Here is a 19,563-nt window from a genome sequence, read left to right as displayed (position 1 = left end):
CGGCTACCTGTCAAGGAGTGCCTAAAACCGATCCTTCTGCGTTAAAAGAAACCTCTGTGGAGTCATCATTATATATGACAGGCTCCCCCTCAATACGCCCAATTCGGTAACTTACCGTTGTCGAGACACCCGCTTCCATCTGGGTTACGCCAAGCAGCGTCCTGCTACCCATTACCGTATGCTTGTTATGCGTGATGATAATGAATTGGCTCTTCATTGCAAAGTCCTCAAGTACGGAAAGAAAATATCCAATATTTCGGTCATCCAGCGCTGCATCAATCTCATCAAGGATACAAAACGGTGAAGGTTTGACTAAATAGGTTGCAAATAACAAGGCTACAGCAGTCATGGAGCGTTCACCTCCGGAGAGCAGGGAAAGATGCGTGAGCTTCTTTCCAGGAGGCTGGGCAAGGATGTCAATGCCGCTTGTCAGGACATTCTCCATATCCACCAGCTTCAATTCTGCACGTCCGCCTCCAAACAAACGACGGAACATCTCCTGGAAGTTGTCCGAAATTTGTTTATAAGTCGCCAGAAACAGTTGCTCACTTCTTGTCTTTATTTCCATAACAACTGCATTGAGGTCATTTTTAGCCTTGGTCAGATCATCAAGTTGCTTGGTAAGGAAGTCATATTGTTCCTTCACTTCCGCAAATTCATCCTCAGCCATCTGGTTTATGTATCCAAGTCCGTCTATCTTTCGCTTAACTTCTTCGAGACGAGTCTTCAATACAGGAATGTCATTTATCTCTTCATCGAGTCGCGATTCAAATTCCTTGAGACTCTTTCCGAAGTTTTCAAAGAAAGATGTGTAGATTCCACTGATATTCAATGCCAGCTGTTCAACCTGGAACCCCAGTTTCTCTCCCTCACTCCTCAATGCCTGCAGACGTTCATAGGACGAGGCCTTGAAATCCTGTCTCGAACGAATCAACTCCCCTTTCTCTTCAATGAGGGTAATGATATCCTTCAGGTCTTCATTCAATTCAGAGACTTTTGATTTCATCTCCTTTAACTCAGCTTCGGTATCACGGATATCTTCCTGGGTTTCATAAATTCGTTCCTGGGCATTCTCGGAATTGCTGAGCGCATCCTTATGTTGGTATTCTTGTTCAGTAATTGACAGCTTGAGCTTTGCCACCCAATCCTTTGCGCCCTGCTTTTGTCCCTGCAATTGGTTGAGGGCAACCTTCTGGTCAGTTATTGCCATTTGATAGGATTCAAGGGCGTCCGATAATTTTCTGTTCTCTTCGCGTAAGTAGGAAATCCTGTCACGGTTTCCCGAAAGCAGTTTGCGCTTGGCACCCATCGCTGCTTCCAACGAGTGTTTTTCAGATATGATTCCTTCAGGAGCAATCAATTCGTCAATGAACGAAGCCTGATGTATTTGATAGGAAGCAAAAAGTTCTTTCAATTCACCGAGGGCTTTTGACAGAACGGATTGATAACGTTGTTGTTGAAGAATCACTTCATTGGCGGCGACTCCAGTTGCCTTGAGTTTTTCCAGAAAACCGGTATGTTCCGATACCGAAGCTTCGATATGGCTCAATTTCGCAAGGAAATCATCAAGCGCAAGCTTTTTTTCTTCCAGGTTGTATCCTGATTTTTTAAGTTTTTCTTCTATCTCAACAACAATGACATCCGTAAGCGCCTTGAGTTTGTTCGATAATCCTTCCAACTCTTCATCAATTCCGATATCAGTCGTCTCAGTCTGGCCTATTTCTTCATCCTGGCTCTTTATCAGGGCTTTTGTCGACTCCAGCCCCTTGAGGTTCTTTTCTATTTCCGCAGTAAGCTCTTCCAAGGCTTCATCGATATCAGCCATGGCATTGAGTTTTTCATCCATCTCGTCGGTATCCCTTTGGATACGTTCAAGAATTGCCTCCGAGCGAGCACCGGCCTCATCTTTTTGTCTGCAAAAATCCCGGAAACGTTGAGTCAGGAGATCAAGCTTGTCATTCCTGCCTTTCTGGGCTTCATCAAGGCGTTGCAATTCTGTCTGGATCGCTATTCGCTTGCTTCCCGTCTCACGCATCTGGGTCTGCATTTCCTCAATTTCGATATCACAGGAAGAAAGAGAACCCTTCTGGGTCTCATAGTCTTGTTCGGCTTTGATCTTTTGTTCCTGCTTGCTCTCCCTGAGCATAAGATAGGACTTGACAGTCGAAAGCTGGATATCCACTTCCAGGGAAAATTGTTCTTTTTTCAGTTCCCGATAGGAAGTTGCCTTTACGGCCTGGTTCTTTTTTGTTTCATAGTTTCTTCGTACTTCCTTGAGGATATTTTCCACTTGTACGATATTTTCATCTGTTCTCTCGAGTTTTCTTTCCGCTTCAAGACTTTGCTGCTTAAATCGGGAGATGCCGGCGGCCTCTTCGAAGATATACCTTCGGTCCTCCGGGCGTGAGGAGAGAATCTGGTCAATTTTTCCTTGTTCAAGTATTGAATAGGCACTCTTGCCTACCCCCGTATCAAAAAATAGTTCCCGTATGTTCTTGAGCAACACCCGGTTACGATTGATTTGGTATTCACTTTCTCCAGTTCTGAAAATTCGTCGTTTTATTTCGATTTCCGGTGAATCAAGGGGAAGAGTCCCATTTTCATTGTTGATAGTCAGGGTTACTTCAGCTACTTGCAATGGTTTTCGGGTATCCGTACCATTGAAGATTACGTCTTCCATTCGGCCGGCTCTCAAGGTTTTTGTAGATTGTTCTCCAAGAACCCATTTGATGGCATCGACGATGTTACTTTTTCCGCACCCATTTGGACCAAGCAAACTGGTTATTCCGTCGGAAAATTCCAAGTTTACTTTGTCTGCAAATGATTTGAATCCAAATATTTCAAGGCTTTTGAGAAACAATATTTACCCTCGTTTAGCTTGACGCAATATTGACCTGATTATAGCATAGGTTGGAATATGATAAAAGAGAGGAAAAATTCAATGGAAGAGGAACTTTTTGATTTCTCGGAACCAAAGGTAATCTGTGGGATTGACGAAGCTGGCAGAGGACCTCTTGCAGGACCTGTCTATGCCGCAGCTGTCATCCTTGGTGATGATTTTCCCATTGAATGCCTCAATGATTCAAAAGTACTTTCTGAACAACAACGGCTGAAAGCAGAAGCGATAATCAAGGAAAAAGCCATCGCCTATGGAATTTCCTGGGCTACAGCTGAAGAGATTGACCATATAAATATTCTGCAAGCTTCCCTTTTGGCCATGAAAAGAGCCTATGAGAAGATAAAGATTGAGTATCCAGTCGATTTGGCAAAGGTTGATGGTAACAAACGGCCCGACCTCGATTGTGCCACGATTGCTATCGTCAAGGGTGATGCTACCGTACCAGAGATAATGGCAGCTTCAATTTTGGCCAAGAATGCCAGGGACCGATATATGGTCTGTGCAGATAAGAAATGGCCTTTATATGGGTTTGCCAAGCACAAGGGATACCCGACCGAGGAACATAGGAAAGCCTGCCTGCTGTATGGGCTTTCCCCTATCCATAGAAAAACATTTCATATTGAGGTGCAGAGAAAGAAAAAGCAGCCCGACGGCTGCTCATTGTTCTAGACTTCTACAGTCCCTTTTTCGTTTTGCTTGATGAAATCCAGCGATTTCTGGAGTTCCTTTACAAATTCCCCAAGGTCTTCCTGGTAAACGATGATTGACTGCCGGATGAAACGTTCGCTTTCCGGAGTTCCTTTGCTCTCTACCATATTGAGGAACATATCCCCATAGATGTTTTCCTTCACATTAAAGAAATAGGTTCTGTCATTCTTGACAAGCCTCGTTGAATACACTTCTCCACGCTGTCCCACGTTTCTATCCTCGCTTTGCAAAACGTCCAATTCTCTACGCTCTACTGATGGCTTATTTTTAACAGGAACCTGTAGGTATGTCAACAAGAGGACCAACAATCAAAAACTGATTTGAATAAGAACAAAAGACTATCCTGTACCAAATTAGAATGCAAATACTTCTTCTTTCATCTTTTTCGATAGTATGATACACAAGGAAAAGACAAATCCTTTTTCTTGCCAATATTCTTCCAAACGATTTTACGCTTCAGTTTTCCAAACGATGAGGAAGAAATTGCCCATGATCAGAGAGGGACAAACAATCGATGTAGTATCGATTGAAAACCGCATAAAGAAGCGTTTTCGTATGGTTTGATGCCAAGGTTTGCCTGTATTATTTCTGATAGGACTTGACCAACTTACGTTTTTGATTTATAAACATACAACGTTAGCGCGCCTTTCGTATAATGGTATTACCTCAGCCTTCCAAGCTGAAGAAACGGGTTCGACTCCCGCAAGGCGCTTTAAAAATAAATCCTTAATTTACAAAGAGTTACAAAGCCTACACTTCAGCGTGTAGGTTTTTATTTGATTTCCCATTGCTTGACTTACATCAAATTTTACATCAAAACAGTATCCATGAGACACGAATACACATTGTTCAAACGGTACAAAGACACCAAAAATAAAAAAGGTGTTGTCTGGTTTTTCTATTATTATGATGTAGATGGGAAGCGTTGCTCGAAGTCCACGGGTACCAACAAGAAGTATGAAGCTGATGTTTTCGCCCAGAATTTCATGGACGAAGATGACAAAACTTTGATAACTCTTCAGCAGTATACGACCAATTTCTTTGTCTGGGATGTTTGTCCTTGGATCAAGAGGCAACATGCCAAAGGCAAATCTTTTTCTCCGAGTATTGCCCAACAGAGAAGAAGTCATCTTACAACGTACATTCTACCCAAGTTCGGGCATCGGATACTTTCCAGCCTCAACAGGATAGAGATCGAGAATTGGCTTATCGAATTGAAGAAAAAGGGTACCAAGGAACAACTTACCAATCAAACCAAGAATCATATTCTCTATACCTTCCGTATCGTACTCAGGGAAGCAGAGAGAGAGGCTTTGGTTCCGTATAATTGCCTTGCAACAGTAGAGTCTCTTGGTGGCACTTCAAAAGCAAGGGATATATTTTCCAAGGAAGAGTTATTGAAGCTGTTCCCGACCGATATCAAGCAAATGGAGGCTATCTGGGGAAGAAGGGAGTATGCATATATGTTCTACCTTCTTGCCACTACTGGAATGCGAGTCGGGGAATTGAGAGCCCTTCAATGGAAACATGTACAATGGAAGGAAGATCGCAATGCCTTGCTCATTGAACATACAGTAAAGCATGACAATTCAATCGGCACGACAAAAACTGGAAAAACCAGAATAGTTGTACTTACCAAGCGAGCACAGGATTGTCTTGACGACTGGCTCCATGTCACACCCTTTGACCAAATGAGAGATTTCATTTTCTTTGGCCAGGATCGCTCCTCCACCGTGACAGGGAGAACGCTCTTGAATCATTTTGCAAAAGCGTTGGAGAAGGTAGGCATAGATACCACAGGAAGAAATCTAGTAATACATAGTTTCCGACATACCTATAATACGATGCTAAAGCCTTTAATGCCCACTGAAGTATTGCAATCCATGACAGGCCATAGTTCTGATGCAATGACAGAGCATTACAACCACCCTACTTTTGACGATGAATATAACGCCATCATGAAATTTCAGGATGCCTTGGATTCACTGGACGATAAAGAGTAGATGCAGACAGGGCACCCCTTTTCAGGAGTGCCCCAGCTTTTTGTATACAGTTATATTAATTCTGGTTTCACTTTTCATATCCATGCAGGAACAATACTTTTGCCTTGACGGAGGTTTCCGTATCATTGAAAAAGTCCATGCTACCCATCATTTCATCAATAAAGGCATTTACTACCAATTGTTTACCCTTTCGGCCACTGGACTTTTTGGTAAGCACGTAATCCCCCATTTTTACAGGTACCGTGAGATCATACAAAACAGCCACTGTTCCACCACCTTGTATTTCTGCTTTTATGTCCGAAATGATTGTCCCGTCTTTCTTCTGTATTTCAATATCAACTAATTTCATTATGCTATCTCCTTATCATTACCAACAAAACTGTACAGGCTTATCTTTTCTTCCCTAGCCTTGTAATGTTTTCCGTTTGTTTCCCATGTTTTTTTGATCCTGTTTTCCAAATCCAAGAATTGTTCTTCAGTAAGCGCTGCCATTTTCTTCTTGAAGTGCAACAGCCCAGTATTCTTGCCATAGAAACCCCACCAACGACCGACATTCTGGAATTCAGAGGGAACGACATGTTGATGTTCCTTTGCTTTTCCTTTCTCCTTTCCAATATACCATGCTAAATAACAGACCAATCCTTGCTTTGCCTTTCTGACCTTGTCAGCTTCGATACCAGCTTTCTTATGACTTGTAATTGCAAGCAATTTTTCTTCTTTGGTGTATTGATCCAGCGAGGTGATCCACTTTGCCACCAAATCAGGCCATGAGGCCAAGGCCCATGAACGTAGGTTTTCCACGGGAACGGGAAATCTGGTAATTATTATCAGATGAAAATGAGGCGCACCCCTTTTCTGAAATTCCAGTTTCCATGCAAAGGCTATCTGGCCGTATTCCTGCCCAAATCTTTTCAGTCTTTTTGCAAAGGCATCGAATTGTGATTTAAGCACTATGCCATCCTTGGGATAGATAGCTGGATACGTAAGAGTCAATTCCCGTATCGTATCCACTGGTATCAGTTCCCAGTCCATGGTAAGCAATGCCTCAAAGAATCGTTTACGACTTTTCATCGAATAATTTGTTATCGTACTCCTGTTGTATGCCTTATTGGCAGGAGGCAGATACATCTTCTTTTTAATAGTCAGCATATTTGGAGTGATCTCGGCAATATAGGTGATCTCTCCCCTTTCCCGATAGGCAATGCTTCTGAGTTCCAATTGATGCCATTCAATGGGAAATCCGTTGCGTTGCTCAAATCGTTCCGCTACTTGCCTGAAACTATATTTCTCTTCATTCTTGAGCAAGTATATTTGCTCAGCATTCAGTCCCTTCCATGAAGTTGATGGTTTTTGAACAAAAGGTATTTGTTCTTTCCTTTCGCCTGAAACGGCGAGATATGGAATAATAGATAAACCAGTGGATTTTTCATCCACCGATTCCATATCCTTCTTGGCATCACTATCTTCAAAAAGATCATATTGCTTCACGATCATTTTCAAAGCCCTCCATCGGCACTACTCCATGCCTATCCAACCAAGCAATAAGATGCGCTTCACTGAAACGCACGCTACCGCCTATCTTGTAGAAGGGAATCTTCTTTTGCGACGTGAGCCTATACATGGTAGGCTTGCTGACTTGAAGAAACGCAACCGCTTCTTCAACCGTTAATAATTTGTTCATTTCTGAACTCCCTCGAAAAGCGTGAGGGTTGCCAAAGTTTTCAACTTGTCGTATCTTGTATCCATCGACATACAACAAGTGCTCTTAGCACCTACTCGGCTTCGGTAGCGCCAACTATCGGAGCCGATGCTTTTCTAATAATGTTTTTCACTTCTTATCAAGTGTTGTCATTATTATAGGTGCGTTTTTGAAAGTGTCTCAAAATTTGAGACTAATTTTGTGAACTATTTTTTATTTCTTTTCTATATATATTGTTATAGTTGTATTGTTTTTATATAACTTTTCAAAAAATGTATTTTTCTATATTATAAATGGCTTGTTGTTCGCTTGTTAGCAAAGCACATAAGGCTGACCATCCTTTGCACCATCTTTATACCATTGTAATTTCGCATTCACTTTTTCTACATCAATGACAAGATGTAATCCTAGGAAATAATCGTACCCACCTTCATCTTTTCTTGTGGTAAAACCCATTAGCTTTTTATGATCTAGTTTCCAATCTCCTGAATTATTGGATTTTTTCATTTCGACTACTAGAATATTATCACTATTTACGAGTCTTCTATGAACTATAATATCGGGATATGTGGCAACTTCAGAAAAAAACATTTCCAACCTTTTTATATCTGCTTTCTCGTGTTCTTCTTTCAACATCCTTTCATACTCATCTTTTATGATATTCAAATATTTGGGTTGACGCACTCCTTTTTCATAATTTCTGTTATACTCTACATCAACATTTGCTTCCAAAAACAATTCTTCTTGTTGTAAGTATTCCGCTAATTTATGAGCTAAGGTTCTCTCTCCAATCGTATTAATAATTATTTCTTTTTCTTTCTCTAAGAGCATCTTAACGCATTTATTGGTCGTCTCTTTAATTGAATTCTCGGCTTCCAGTATTTTCCCTTTACCTTCTATTCTCATGTATCTTCCTCTTTATTAATTTGTACTGTTCCATCGAATTTAAAAGATCCTTAGTCTCAGGTTTTTTACATTGATATAAATCGCTATGAGAATGCCCTATCATAAATCTACAACATGTATCGTGAGCACTTTGTATCTGTTGTACAATTTCATAATCTATGTAGACTTTAGATAAGTTTCCAATTCTTATTTGCTCATCGAATCGGAGAACTACCCCGTTTAATAAATCATGTGAAACTAAAACTTCATAACAAGTTCGTAAAGCAGCAAATCCATTTTCGATAAAGGCTTCCCTCATTTCAGGAGATTCACATTTTATCGCTAATTCATAATATTGTTGGACTTTAGTTAGTTTTTGGAACCCTGCTTCATATGAAGGAGTATTATTTAAATGGACATATCCAGGAACCCCATCAATTTCCTCGATCCAATGGCAAGTCACTAATTCTTGATTTGCGATGTTTTTAATTAATAAATACATAAAAGACAAATCGTGGGTAAATATTATTACCTGTTTAGTGTCCACCTCTTTAACTATCCTATTTGCAATTTCTTCTTTTCTATATGCATCTAAGGAAGTAACTGGATCATCGAAAATAATTCCTTTATTAATTTCTGAAAGATATATTTCTGAAAAGAAATCAGCAAGAGCAATGATTTTTTTCTCGCCCTCGCTAAGTATTGCTTTAGGATCATGATCTTTCATTCTTAATTGGCGTAATGTTTTTCCTTTATTACCAGTTTGATTAATATCAATACCAAAATTTCCATTTAGGATTTCGCATTCTTCATTGAATTGTTTAATATATTTTTGACCATAATATTTTTCAGATAGATTTCGTTCAGTCTTAGTTATTTTAGTTTTTGTTTTAAGAAAATTTGTACTTTCAATTCTGTTTATCCATTTCAAATCTTCAACATAATTTTTTAATAATTCATATAGAGAGTTAAACTTTTCTTTATGTATTAGATAAGTTAATCCCGATTTCAAGTCTTTCATTTCAGAATTCAATTTGTCACTTGAAAGATTCACTATTTTTGCATCCAATTCCTTAACAACATTTACTAATTCAATATCATCTATAACAATATTTATAGAAGAAAATATTAATTTATTGTTTATATTATCGATAATTCTATTTGAAAATTCTTTTAAATTATCTATATGCCTTTGCAGCGATTCAAAACCTTCTTTTCTATTTTCCAACATCCATTCAGTTAAAACATCTTGTTTAGGAAAAATATTAAAATTTTGATCTATAGTATTTTGTTTTAAGTGTTCTAAATTTTGTCTCGCTTGTTTTGCATTTTCTTCTTTATGGGATTGAATAAATAATTTATAACTTTCAATTAATTTTATTGCTACGCCTGACAAAGGTTGTCTACAATATGGACAAATATCTCCATTTTCAGGAAATTTTTGTCCACTTGAATTTTCTTTTTTTGCAAACTCTTCTGCAGATAATATAAAAGCCTTCCACTCTTTAGTACCCAACTCTTTTATACCATATGCTTCTAATTTCTCTAAACCTTCTGCTTTTGCTTCTTCTTCTTTTTTAACACAATCTTCAATACTTTTACTTATAGTTTTCTGTTTATCGGAATTGAAATAATCGTTCAACAAACCAATTTTCATTCTTGCAGTTTTTATATAGTCAATTATTTTTTTGATCTTTATGATTTCATTCTCTTTCCCTTGATTTTCAAGTTTTTTTCTATCGTATTCATTTTGCAGATTTTCCTTTCTCTGTTTATCCTCTCCTGTATATAATGCGTATTTTTGTACATCTTCATCTTTAGTCTTTTCTGATAATTTTTCTACAAATGTTTTAATCTCAGATTCACCTTCAAACAAGACAGGAAAGCTATTTTCACGTCTTTTGGAATTTACTTCTTGGTTCTTATATTCTTCTATTTCGGAAACGGCTTTCGTCAATTCCGCAAAATAGTGCAATCCTGCAGGATGGAATCCAAATTCATTCTTATTTGATAGTTGCTGATCGATACCTTTATCATCAAAAACAACAAATTGATCAAATTCTGGTTGAGAATTTTCTGTAAACATTAAAGATTTTTCTTCTTTATCGATTTGAAATGTAAATTTTGCATTCGTTGCACAAGTTATGTTGTTATTTTTTATATTAGGTAATATATCTTCTTGATATTTTGAATGAAAAGCCTGTTTCAACAATCTAGTATATCCAGATTTTCCTGATCCATTTCTTCCATAAATAATCGTTAATTTCGGATTAAATTCAAGTATCTGATTGTTTCTTAGAGCATTTACTCCTTCAATATTTTCTAGTTTTGCTAAATATAAGTCAGAATTATATTTTCTTTCTTGTGAAAGTTTGTATTCTATTCTTAATTCCTTCTTTTCTACAAAATCACACAGCCCTAAGGATTCCTTTAGATATTCATATGTTTTATCAATATCATCTTTTTCAATCCTTCTTCCAGCAAGGATTATCTCTGATAAATACTTTGCCCAATAAGGTAATTCTGATACAAATTCTTTTATATCGTTTTCTAGAGTTTCTAATTTATCTGTCATTTTAATCCTCGATTTAATTTTCTAGAAATCACTATTTTATAACTTTAAGGTGATATATCATGCCTATGTATTTCTAATATTTTAGCATAGTTATTTCACAATTAGCCTATTTTTTGATTAATATTTTTAAATTGAATCTTTTTATCTTCTTTTTGTTAGCACAGTATTATAACATCAGAAGAATTTTTTGATGTTAAATTCTCACTATTTTTCCTACCCCGTTCTTCCTCGTTGAGCGCTTTATAAAAAGATTTTTGAAAAAACATCCAAAAATGCATCAAAAAGGGGAATATACATCAATTTTACTTGATAAACGTTGATAAACACTGACAAAACAGAATTTTTTAATTCCTTATTAATTAGTTAGTTATGATAGTTTATGATAAAATCTGATAAACCGTATGGGGCTCCTTCCAAGCTGAAGAAACGGGTTCGACTCCCGCAAGGCGCTTAAAAATTAAATCATTTATTTACAACTATTTACAAAACCTACACTTCAGCGTGTAGGTTTTTATTTGATTTCACATTGTTTGACTTGCATCATAACAACATCGCAAATGATTGGCTCAAATCATTTTCTTGCGGGATGTTGTCAAAAGATCAGTGATAGAATTGTATGCCAGCTTTTTATGGAAAACACCTTTCTTTGAGGGAATTGGGGACTCTTTTCCAACATCACGCGTTTGTAGCTTGACGAAATCAGAGATCAAGGTAAGGATTGCCCAATAGAGGATATGGATGGAAAAGCAATATATTGTTCTGAAGCTCAATAATATGGGTTACCGTACAAGAGAACTGGAAACGGGAAATATAGTGTCATTGAAGAGCGACATCGACTTCGAGACATTTGAACTTGAAACTATCACCGTTGAGGTTGAGAAAGAATGGATATTCAAAAAGAATTCCTATGTATCAGGAAAGTTGCTCAAACATGAGTTAATTCTTGCAAACCTCGATGTTCCTCCCCTTGAATATGAGAATATTGAAAGAAATAGGTATGTATTCAAGGATTATTCAGGCTATGGATTCTATACTCCCGGCAGAGATCCAATATCTGAGGCACTGAGAATGGACCCCAAAAGAGGGTACGATGCCCTAGCCAGGTTATGGGAGCATTATCCACAGTGCATAGATGCCCTTGTCCAGATGGGAATGATGAATTTTAATTCAACTGAAAGGTTTAAGGGTGCTTTCAATTGTTTCAGTGGAGCGACATACATTGCAGAGCAGAATTTCCCTGTAGATGAAACAGCACAGTTTCCTTGGTTCTTTAGCAACAACAGACCATATCTGCGTGCACTACTTGCTCTTTCCTGCTGGTATTGGAAGAATGGCGATTTTGATGAAGCAGCATTACTGGCAAGAAAGATTCTGAGGATCAATCTTAAGGATGACCAAGGAGCAAGGCACATTTTGGAGGCTGTCAGGAACAAAGAAGTGTTTAGGCCTGACTTCTAGACGGTAAATACGATAATTAGATACACGAGCATCAAACCACATAGGTCCTATCAACATGAAAATTCCATCCAGTATATTGGCTCTTTCCAGATAGTTTCTGATAAAATCTGATTAACCGTATGGGGCTTTTCCCAAGCTGAAGAAACCGGTTTGACTCCCGCAAGGCGCTTAAAACTAAATTAATTATTTATAACTATTTATAAAGCCTACACTTTAGCGTGTAGGTTTTTATTTGATTTTACAATGCTTGATTTATATCAAATTGGCATCAAGACAATGGCTAAGTCCAATAATTAGGGAACAATGTTTGTGATATGATGCATCCAAGAATCTTGGTTATTGAATTTCCGTCAGTTCCTGAATAACACGATCGAAGAAGGCTTTCCCAGGGGCAAGAGCTTCTCCCTCTCCTACCGCCAGGGAAAGTTCCAATTTGGTTCCTAGCGTTGCAATCCCGAGAATCTTGCTGTTATTGGGTACCAACGGAGGAACGAAACAAAAAGAGGAAAGATGGTAAGGACCATACTTCTCTTCAATGGGAATACGCATCAAGTTGGAAAGGCCTACCTGTCTGGGTTTGCCTTTATAACCGAACATTGCTTGCATCCTACTTGCGGTCTTGTTGGAATAGCCATCGTAAGCAGCAAAATATGCCGCATCGACCAAAGTCGGGCTCAAGGCTTGCAGAAATCGCAAAAGGAAATACAACTTCCCTTTATCACCTGTTTTTGCCTGAATCTGCTTCTGAACTGCCAAAGCATTCTCATGAAAACTTTTTTTATAATGGTAGCAATATTTAATTGTAATACCTGAAGCATAGTTTCCCATTCCTCTGTACCCTTCAGGACGGACACTGGCGGCCATTCCGAGTGCCATTGCCTTTCCTTCCGCCTTGAAACAAATGGTAGCAAGAATGCTATTAAGGGTAAGATGCCATTCCTTGGAATATTTCACTAGCTTCCCAAGGACTTCCGCCTGTATGGTATGACATAAAACCTTTAGTTGCCGATCGACCCAATAGTGATTGAACATTCTCCGGTAATCAGAAAACGAAAACACCTTACCAGTCTGTTCCCATTTGCGATTCAGGACATTGAGCATGAATCGAATCAGGGGAGAAGCAAATCGAACATTTTCAAGAGAAGAAGGAGAAAGCAAACATATTGGTTTTTCTTCAAGGGTTTTTCCTGCAAGGGACTTCATGATGTCCTCTACCAAAAAGACTATTGAAAGTCCATCTCCTGCAAGGTGATGGGCAATGATTACCAGACGTATAGTTTCTTTTCCCGGTAGTGCAAAGAAACGAATCAATTCCCCCGATTCAAGATCAAAGCTAATTTTGGATTGTTGGACAACGACAGTTTCCCAGGATTCTTCGGAAACACAAAATGAATATCTCCCTTTGCTCATCGGGCAATAGAAAGCTCGCCCCTCGGCATCAAGTTGAATTCGCGAATGAAGTATTTCGTTGGCCGATACAGCCTTTGCTATTGCCATTTCCAAGGCAATAAAATCCACTCTCCCCTTGATGTCGATCATTACAGCTACATTTATGCTTGGAGAAAAAAGATGCGTACGTTCAAACAGGATTTCGCTTTCCATAATTCAGAACCCCCTATTCATTCTTGCTTTGTCCGAAGGTGTTGCCACATATCCTGCATTTGTCCAACTGTCACAAAAAGCACATGAACAATGATAAAACGTGCTAATTAAAAGCAAATCATTCCTTTTTATCCAAATTGTCAGTTGCAAGACAAAACCGTATCCAGATTTTTTCAGCCTTGTTTTATTATATGATTCAAACAGTGAAAGTAAAGAAATCCCGGTAACTGATAAAGAAAAAGGTCATCTGTTAAGCAGATTGGCTGGTTCCCTTCATTCCATATTGGTTTTCAATGTAACTTTTCCAGCATAAAAAAGGCTGCTGCTTCATCGATGAGGCAACAGCGACAGTATTCTTGGATTTATTTTATTTATCCAAGGTCTTATGAGTACCATCACAGAAAGGTGGTGTCTTTGTGTGTTTGCATCCGCAAAGATAAGCAGTGCCGGTTTTTTCAGCAGTAAAGGCTACTGGAGTAAATTCTGTGCCATGATGGGAACCATCGCAAAACGGTTGGTTCTTACTTCGTCCACATGCACACCAATGGTAACTTTTGCCTGCCTTGAGTTCAACGGCAAAAGGTCCTTTCTGTGCAATTTTTGGCTCTTCCATTAATTTCTCCTTCAGAAAACACGTACTATTTTCCTTGATTCAAGTATATTCCTTTGGTCAGAAGAGTCAATCAACCTTTCATCTTGAAGGACTTGCCTTTTAAACCGGAGAACACTCCCTTTTCAGGAATTTTCTTGATCATTTGCTTTCTGAACCACTTTCTAATTTTCGGATAATTTATCAGGGAAGAAAAAAATATTCGATCAGATACATCGTTGCAGTAATTCCTGCATTCTGATAAAGCCTGTAGCTATTTATTTACAGCTATAAGTATAAATTAAACTTTGACAACGAAAACTATAGGGTGTTTAATAAAAGATGGTTCAAGTAATTTTTTAAGGAGGGACACGTTATGGATGTTGTATTGATTATGGTATTGGCTTTTGTCGGCTATATCATCGCATACAAACTATACGGTGAGTTTATCGGGAAAAAGATTTTCCAGATTTCAAACAAGAACAAGACCCCTGCAGAAGAATTCGAAGATGGTGTCGACTATGTGCCGACAAAGAAAGGAATCATCTTCGGGCACCATTTTACCTCGATTGCCGGAACAGGACCGATAGTAGGCCCGGCCATAGCCGTAATCTGGGGGTGGTTGCCTGCCTTGATCTGGGTTTTCGTAGGCTCTATTGTCATGGGAGCCGTGCACGATTTCTCGGCCTTGGTCATGTCCTTGAGAAACCAAGGAAGATCAATTTCCGAGATTTCTGCCCAATACGTAAGCAAAAGGATTCGCTATGTTTTCTTTCTTATCGTATTCATTGAATTGTGGTTATTCCTTGCAATTCTGGGCATGATCATCGCAGTCATCTTCCATATGTATCCTCAGGCAGTATTCCCTGTCTGGATGGAGATCCCCATTGCCGTAACCTTGGGCTGGGCAATTTACAAACGAAATGCCAATGTAACAAAAGTTACTGCCCTAGCCGTAGTGGCTATGTATATCACCGTAGTGCTCGGACACTGGATACCCTTGGATATGCCAGCTATCGGGAGCATGCCGGCTACAGGAACCTGGACAATCATATTGTTCATCTATGCCTTTATCGCTTCCACCTTACCGGTAACGACATTGTTGCAACCAAGGGATTATATCAATGCCTGGGAATTATTTGTTGCAATGGCCGTTCTTATTTTGGGTATCATCGTAGCAGCCTTCAGTGGGTTGCATTTCGTTTCCCCTACCGTACAGGCCCATCCGAGCGGGGCCCCTTCTCTGTGGCCGTTCCTGTTCATAACAATTGCATGTGGAGCCATTTCAGGATTCCATGCCGTGGTAGCCTCTGGAACGACAGCAAAACAAGTTGCGCATGAAGAGGATGCAAAATTCGTAGGCTACGGTTCCATGCTAATGGAAGGAGCCCTTTCCGTGTTGGTCATCATTGCAGCTACAGCCGGAATTGGCCTTGCAGCACGAGGAGATACCACATCCATTACAGGTTTGGCAAAATGGACCGAGCACTATGCTTCCTGGAGCACAGCCGCCGGGTTGGGTGCAAAGGTAGGAGCCTTTGTGGAAGGCTCAGCCAACATGATTACGTACATCGGAATTCCCAAATCACTTGGCTTGATCATCATGGGAGTCTTTGTAGCTTCCTTTGCAGGAACTTCCTTGGACACCACGGCTCGTCTCCAGCGGTACGTCATCCAGGAATTACTGGGAGCAAACCGTGTTGGGGCTTCCGATAAGAAAAATTTCTTTACCAACAAATACGGGGCTACGATCATTGCCTTGCTTGCTGCGGGAATCCTGGCTTTCTCAACCGGAGTCGATGGTACGGGAGCCTTGGCCCTTTGGCCGTTATTCGGGGCAAACAACCAAGCACTGGCTGCCCTGGCCTTGTTCACCGCTTCCGTGTACCTCAAACGCAATGGAGGCTTGAAGTATCTTGTAACCTTCCTTCCGGGTTGTTTCATGATGTTCATGACTACCTGGGCTTTGATAAGCAACGAGGTTACCTATGTTGGCACAGGAAAGATTTTGCTTGGTACCATCAACCTGATCATCATACTGATCGTCCTGTTTGTCGCTTTTGAAAGTTTCTTGGCATTGTTCAGGAAACCAGAGACAGCTGTACCAAAACCGGCCAAGGCCTAATTCTTTTCTTACGGGGAACAGGACAATCGCTTCTGATTGTCCTGTTTTCCGAAATCGAGAACCTATCAACGGATGGAAAAAATGAATGAAAGAATATTTCAAAAAATTAAGATAAAGGGATATCTTGCCATTGGCTTCTCCTTGGCAGGATTCCTTTTTGTGTTCGTTGTACATCGGTTTTTTCCATCCCTGCATAGAGGTCCTGGTGCCAGTCGGCTTAGTTCTATCATAGGCTTGATGGGAACGACACTATTCTGTGTTGCAATTCCCATCCTGCTTAGAACCGGTTTTTTTCAGAAAAGCACCAAGACCAAGGGACTGGACTCCAAAAAATTTATCCATATGGAACTCGCATGCATCATTTCAGTGTGTATCGGCGAACTATTCATGCTCGTTTCCTACTATATTCCCATTTATACCTATCATCTCTATTTGACTGTCCTTGTAGGAATCTATGGAATATATTCCATTTTTCCCTCCAAGGAATCCTACAAAAAGGAATTGAGCAGTTTTGGGGTACATGATGACAAAGATTAAACAACTTGCAAAAGCCCTTGGAGAATTCCTTGCTGGCATTCATACAGCTTCAATGTACAAGGCAACGGCACAGATAGAATACGAAATCAAGGAAATGGAAAACTCCTTTACCTTGATGTTGTTCGGAAATTTTGTTGGATTGCCCTCCCCGCCGATGCCCTTGGCCTTTGATCTATTGCCTTTCATGGCTGAGGATTTGGATAGGATGTTGCTTAGGGCTTCCCAAACGGGAAATGGACTGAGCGAACTGGCAAGTATAATGGGAGAACCCTAATGGCACATTTGCATATATTCATCGGTAAAGGAGGTGTAGGGAAATCCACTTGTTCCTCCTTGGAAGCCCTGAGGTTTGCCCAGGATACAAAGAAGGATATCCAATTGGTATCCATGGATCCTGCCCATAATCTTCATGACCTATTTGAAAGGAAACTCAGTCCAAGGCAGACAAGAGTATTGCCAAACCTTGCAGTCAAGGAATTTGACCTTGAGAAACAAAGCCGCGAATATATGGCTTCCACTCAACAGGAATTGAAGGGACTGTATCATTATCAACAAGCCCTGAACATAGATAAGTATTTTAACATCCTGAAGTTTGCCCCTGGCATGGAAGAGTATGCATCCCTCTTGGTTCTGGAAAAATGTTTCAAGGAGAAGAAATTCGATGAAATCATCATCGATACCCCTCCTACGGCCCTGACTCTCAAAACCTTGGCTTTGCCGAGTATCAACCTCCATTGGGTCACGCAGTTGATGAACATGCGAGAAGAAATAGTACAAAAGAAAAATTGCGTTGCAAACATTCGCAAGGAAAACCTCAATACCCTGGAGGAGGATCCTATTTATCGTAGGCTCCTGCATATGCAAGAACGGTATACTGCATTGAACGAGAAACTGCAGGATACGGCCTTTACCGAGATCGTGCTGGTAATGAACGAAGATGAGTTGAGCTTTGCAGAAAGCCTCATGATACAGAAACAACTGAAGATACTCGAAATCAAGATCAGCAAGGTTATCATCAATAAGAGTACGGGCCTTACAGAACGGGCAAGACTCATCTCAACCTCATTTTCCGAGGCTTCCATTGAACTGGTACCCTTGGAAAACAATCTGCTTCAGGGAGTGGAAAACTTGGGAATGTTTAGTAAAAAGATCTCAATATTCCAATAGTTTCCCATTATTTAAATACAAACGGCAACCACCAAGAAATGATTCCTCGTTTTTTCCTTTCAAAATGGGTAACCTGATGCCTTCCAGTCAGTAATTTGTTATACTATCCGCCGGAGGACCGATGGAAACTATATTGAGGCGTTATGCCCGTCTTATACTATCGACACAGCTTAAATTGGAGAGGGGTGATTCCCTTTCCATCAATACCGAAGGAACATTCATGGAATTCGCCAGGCTTCTTGCAAAAGTAGCTTGCGAAATGACCCTTCAGGTAGTAAATATCGTGGAAACCAATCATGGCAAAGTCGTACAGGTCCTACAGATAGACCCGGTTGAACCGGAAATATTCCGGCCAGAAACCAAAGGTTTTGTAATGTGCCATCTTTTTGGATTGGATGACACTCCCTATCGCGGAGAAGAAGAACCAAGCTCCCTGGCAAACAATGTAGGGCTTCTGGGCTCTTTTGGCTTGCTCAGCGAACCAGTCTTTCTGGATCGACGCATCGCAGTGCCTTGGGCCAATTTACCCCTTCCTGGACCGGAATGGGCCATGCAGCTCCTTGGTTCAACAGCCACTGAAACGGAAATGTGGAATCTGTTCGCAACATTATTCAGGCTTGAAGATGACAATGGTCCTGTTTTCTGGGATAGCCAAGCCAATGTATTGCATTTCCGCAAACAAAAGCTCAACAAACTCGGACCCTTGGCCCTTACTGTCACCGGATCAGGTTGGACGATCACGACAAATATGGCCAGGGATACCCTCTGGGCAGGAGGGATGCACACAGTCTCTTCCGGCAGAAAGTTCATTCCGGCCCTTCCTATGCAACAAGTATTCACATCCCTTGAGTGCACCAAGACTGAAGGGACAATTTCCAGTTCCCGTCCTTTCCTCTTGCTTGGAAAGACTGTTGAAGAAGCTATGTTTACCATTGAGGGCGGGAAAGTGACCAGTTACACTGCCGTCAAGGGAAAAGAAGCCCTTGATGCTTTCTTTTCAATTGATGAGGGATCGAGGCAAGTGGCGGAACTCTCCTTGGCTGACGATGATACCTTGGAAAGTCGTTACCTTGAAAAAGGAGTGCATGTTCACTTCAACAAGGCCATGACCAGTCATATCGTATTCGGTGGATTCAATCTCGCAACCCTTACTACCCAGAACTCAAGTGAGGCAATCGAGGCCTCGAGGCTCTCCCTTTCCTTGGTTCGACTTGAAGTTCCGGTTGGAAGCAACAGCCTTTCGGTGCAAGCCAGGGACAAGGAAGGTAACGAGACCCTTTTGATGGAAGAAGGTGTTTTCATAGATTAGGAGAATA

Annotated in this window: 17 protein-coding genes and 1 tRNA gene; 9 read left to right on the top strand and 9 right to left on the bottom strand. The window is 40.3% G+C overall.

The window, feature by feature from the left end:
- Positions 1 to 10 precede the first annotated feature (10 nt).
- Positions 11 to 2,860, bottom strand: a complete 2,850-nt coding sequence (locus ACHZBG_RS17795; RefSeq protein ID WP_320130810.1) for an AAA family ATPase — start codon at positions 2,858 to 2,860, stop codon at positions 11 to 13.
- Positions 2,861 to 2,941: 81 nt separating this feature from the next.
- Here ACHZBG_RS17795 and ACHZBG_RS17790 point away from each other — a divergent pair, with 81 nt between their 5' ends.
- A complete protein-coding gene (locus ACHZBG_RS17790; protein WP_320130809.1) occupies positions 2,942 to 3,568 on the top strand; it encodes a ribonuclease HII in 627 nt (208 codons plus the stop codon).
- On the opposite strand, the gene ACHZBG_RS17785 is transcribed toward ACHZBG_RS17790, so the two are convergent.
- Positions 3,565 to 3,816 (bottom strand): DUF3276 family protein, encoded by a 252-nt coding sequence (locus ACHZBG_RS17785; RefSeq protein ID WP_320130808.1) that lies wholly within the window; start codon positions 3,814 to 3,816, stop codon positions 3,565 to 3,567. The two genes, ACHZBG_RS17790 and ACHZBG_RS17785, sit on opposite strands and share 4 nt — an antisense overlap.
- Positions 3,817 to 4,248: 432 nt before the next feature.
- On the opposite strand from ACHZBG_RS17785, the gene ACHZBG_RS17780 reads away from it, so the two are divergent.
- Together ACHZBG_RS17780 and ACHZBG_RS17775 are read left to right on the top strand one after the other, a co-directional pair.
- Positions 4,249 to 4,319, top strand: a tRNA-Gly gene (locus ACHZBG_RS17780).
- A gap of 115 nt (positions 4,320 to 4,434) precedes the next feature.
- The gene (locus tag ACHZBG_RS17775; protein ID WP_320130806.1) at positions 4,435 to 5,610 is read left to right on the top strand and encodes a site-specific integrase; all 1,176 of its coding nucleotides are present in this window, start codon (positions 4,435 to 4,437) and stop codon (positions 5,608 to 5,610) included.
- A 67-nt stretch (positions 5,611 to 5,677) separates the two neighbouring features.
- Here the strand turns inward: ACHZBG_RS17775 and ACHZBG_RS17770 are convergent, their stop codons facing one another.
- The 5 genes from ACHZBG_RS17770 to ACHZBG_RS17750 form a co-directional block, all read right to left on the bottom strand.
- On the bottom strand, positions 5,678 to 5,959 hold the full coding sequence (locus tag ACHZBG_RS17770) for a hypothetical protein (protein ID WP_320130805.1): 282 nt from the start codon (positions 5,957 to 5,959) through the stop codon (positions 5,678 to 5,680).
- On the bottom strand, positions 5,959 to 7,104 hold the full coding sequence (locus ACHZBG_RS17765) for a hypothetical protein (RefSeq protein WP_320130804.1): 1,146 nt from the start codon (positions 7,102 to 7,104) through the stop codon (positions 5,959 to 5,961). Before ACHZBG_RS17765 ends, ACHZBG_RS17770 begins: the two co-directional genes overlap by 1 nt.
- Positions 7,085 to 7,291, bottom strand: coding sequence for a helix-turn-helix domain-containing protein (locus tag ACHZBG_RS17760; protein ID WP_320130803.1), 207 nt, complete (start codon positions 7,289 to 7,291; stop codon positions 7,085 to 7,087). The genes ACHZBG_RS17765 and ACHZBG_RS17760 overlap by 20 nt, the downstream gene beginning before the upstream one ends.
- 330 nt (positions 7,292 to 7,621) lie before the next feature.
- Positions 7,622 to 8,215: a hypothetical protein gene (locus ACHZBG_RS17755; protein WP_320130802.1), complete on the bottom strand. Its 594-nt coding sequence runs from the start codon at positions 8,213 to 8,215 to the stop codon at positions 7,622 to 7,624.
- Positions 8,199 to 10,769, bottom strand: coding sequence for an AAA family ATPase (locus ACHZBG_RS17750; RefSeq protein ID WP_320130801.1), 2,571 nt, complete (start codon positions 10,767 to 10,769; stop codon positions 8,199 to 8,201). Before ACHZBG_RS17750 ends, ACHZBG_RS17755 begins: the two co-directional genes overlap by 17 nt.
- A 738-nt stretch (positions 10,770 to 11,507) precedes the next feature.
- Between ACHZBG_RS17750 and ACHZBG_RS17745 the strand changes: the two genes are divergently transcribed.
- Positions 11,508 to 12,227, top strand: a complete 720-nt coding sequence (locus ACHZBG_RS17745) for a hypothetical protein (RefSeq protein ID WP_320130800.1) — start codon at positions 11,508 to 11,510, stop codon at positions 12,225 to 12,227.
- 336 nt (positions 12,228 to 12,563) lie between these two features.
- Here the strand turns inward: ACHZBG_RS17745 and ACHZBG_RS17740 are convergent, their stop codons facing one another.
- Both ACHZBG_RS17740 and ACHZBG_RS17735 read right to left on the bottom strand, forming a co-directional pair.
- Positions 12,564 to 13,829: a condensation domain-containing protein gene (locus tag ACHZBG_RS17740; protein ID WP_320130799.1), complete on the bottom strand. Its 1,266-nt coding sequence runs from the start codon at positions 13,827 to 13,829 to the stop codon at positions 12,564 to 12,566.
- A gap of 367 nt (positions 13,830 to 14,196) precedes the next feature.
- On the bottom strand, positions 14,197 to 14,442 hold the full coding sequence (locus ACHZBG_RS17735) for a CDGSH iron-sulfur domain-containing protein (RefSeq protein ID WP_320130798.1): 246 nt from the start codon (positions 14,440 to 14,442) through the stop codon (positions 14,197 to 14,199).
- A 352-nt stretch (positions 14,443 to 14,794) separates the two neighbouring features.
- Here ACHZBG_RS17735 and ACHZBG_RS17730 point away from each other — a divergent pair, with 352 nt between their 5' ends.
- The 5 genes from ACHZBG_RS17730 (at position 14,795) to ACHZBG_RS17710 (ending at position 19,556) form a co-directional block, all read left to right on the top strand.
- The gene (locus ACHZBG_RS17730) at positions 14,795 to 16,543 is read left to right on the top strand and encodes a carbon starvation protein A (protein ID WP_320130797.1); all 1,749 of its coding nucleotides are present in this window, start codon (positions 14,795 to 14,797) and stop codon (positions 16,541 to 16,543) included.
- Between the two features lie 81 nt (positions 16,544 to 16,624).
- Positions 16,625 to 17,080: a hypothetical protein gene (locus ACHZBG_RS17725; RefSeq protein ID WP_320130796.1), complete on the top strand. Its 456-nt coding sequence runs from the start codon at positions 16,625 to 16,627 to the stop codon at positions 17,078 to 17,080.
- Entirely contained in the window at positions 17,067 to 17,354 is a 288-nt protein-coding gene (locus ACHZBG_RS17720) for a hypothetical protein (RefSeq protein WP_320130795.1), read from the top strand. The genes ACHZBG_RS17725 and ACHZBG_RS17720 overlap by 14 nt, the downstream gene beginning before the upstream one ends.
- Positions 17,354 to 18,247: a TRC40/GET3/ArsA family transport-energizing ATPase gene (locus ACHZBG_RS17715; RefSeq protein ID WP_320130794.1), complete on the top strand. Its 894-nt coding sequence runs from the start codon at positions 17,354 to 17,356 to the stop codon at positions 18,245 to 18,247. Before ACHZBG_RS17720 ends, ACHZBG_RS17715 begins: the two co-directional genes overlap by 1 nt.
- A gap of 121 nt (positions 18,248 to 18,368) precedes the next feature.
- Positions 18,369 to 19,556: an aminopeptidase gene (locus ACHZBG_RS17710; protein ID WP_320130793.1), complete on the top strand. Its 1,188-nt coding sequence runs from the start codon at positions 18,369 to 18,371 to the stop codon at positions 19,554 to 19,556.
- The last annotated feature ends 7 nt before the right edge of the window (positions 19,557 to 19,563 follow it).

This window comes from uncultured Sphaerochaeta sp. (genome assembly GCF_963676625.2).
Classification (GTDB): Bacteria; Spirochaetota; Spirochaetia; order Sphaerochaetales; family Sphaerochaetaceae; genus Sphaerochaeta.
The sequence above is the reverse complement of the archived record's forward strand: the minus strand, read 5'-3'. Positions and strand labels throughout refer to the sequence as shown.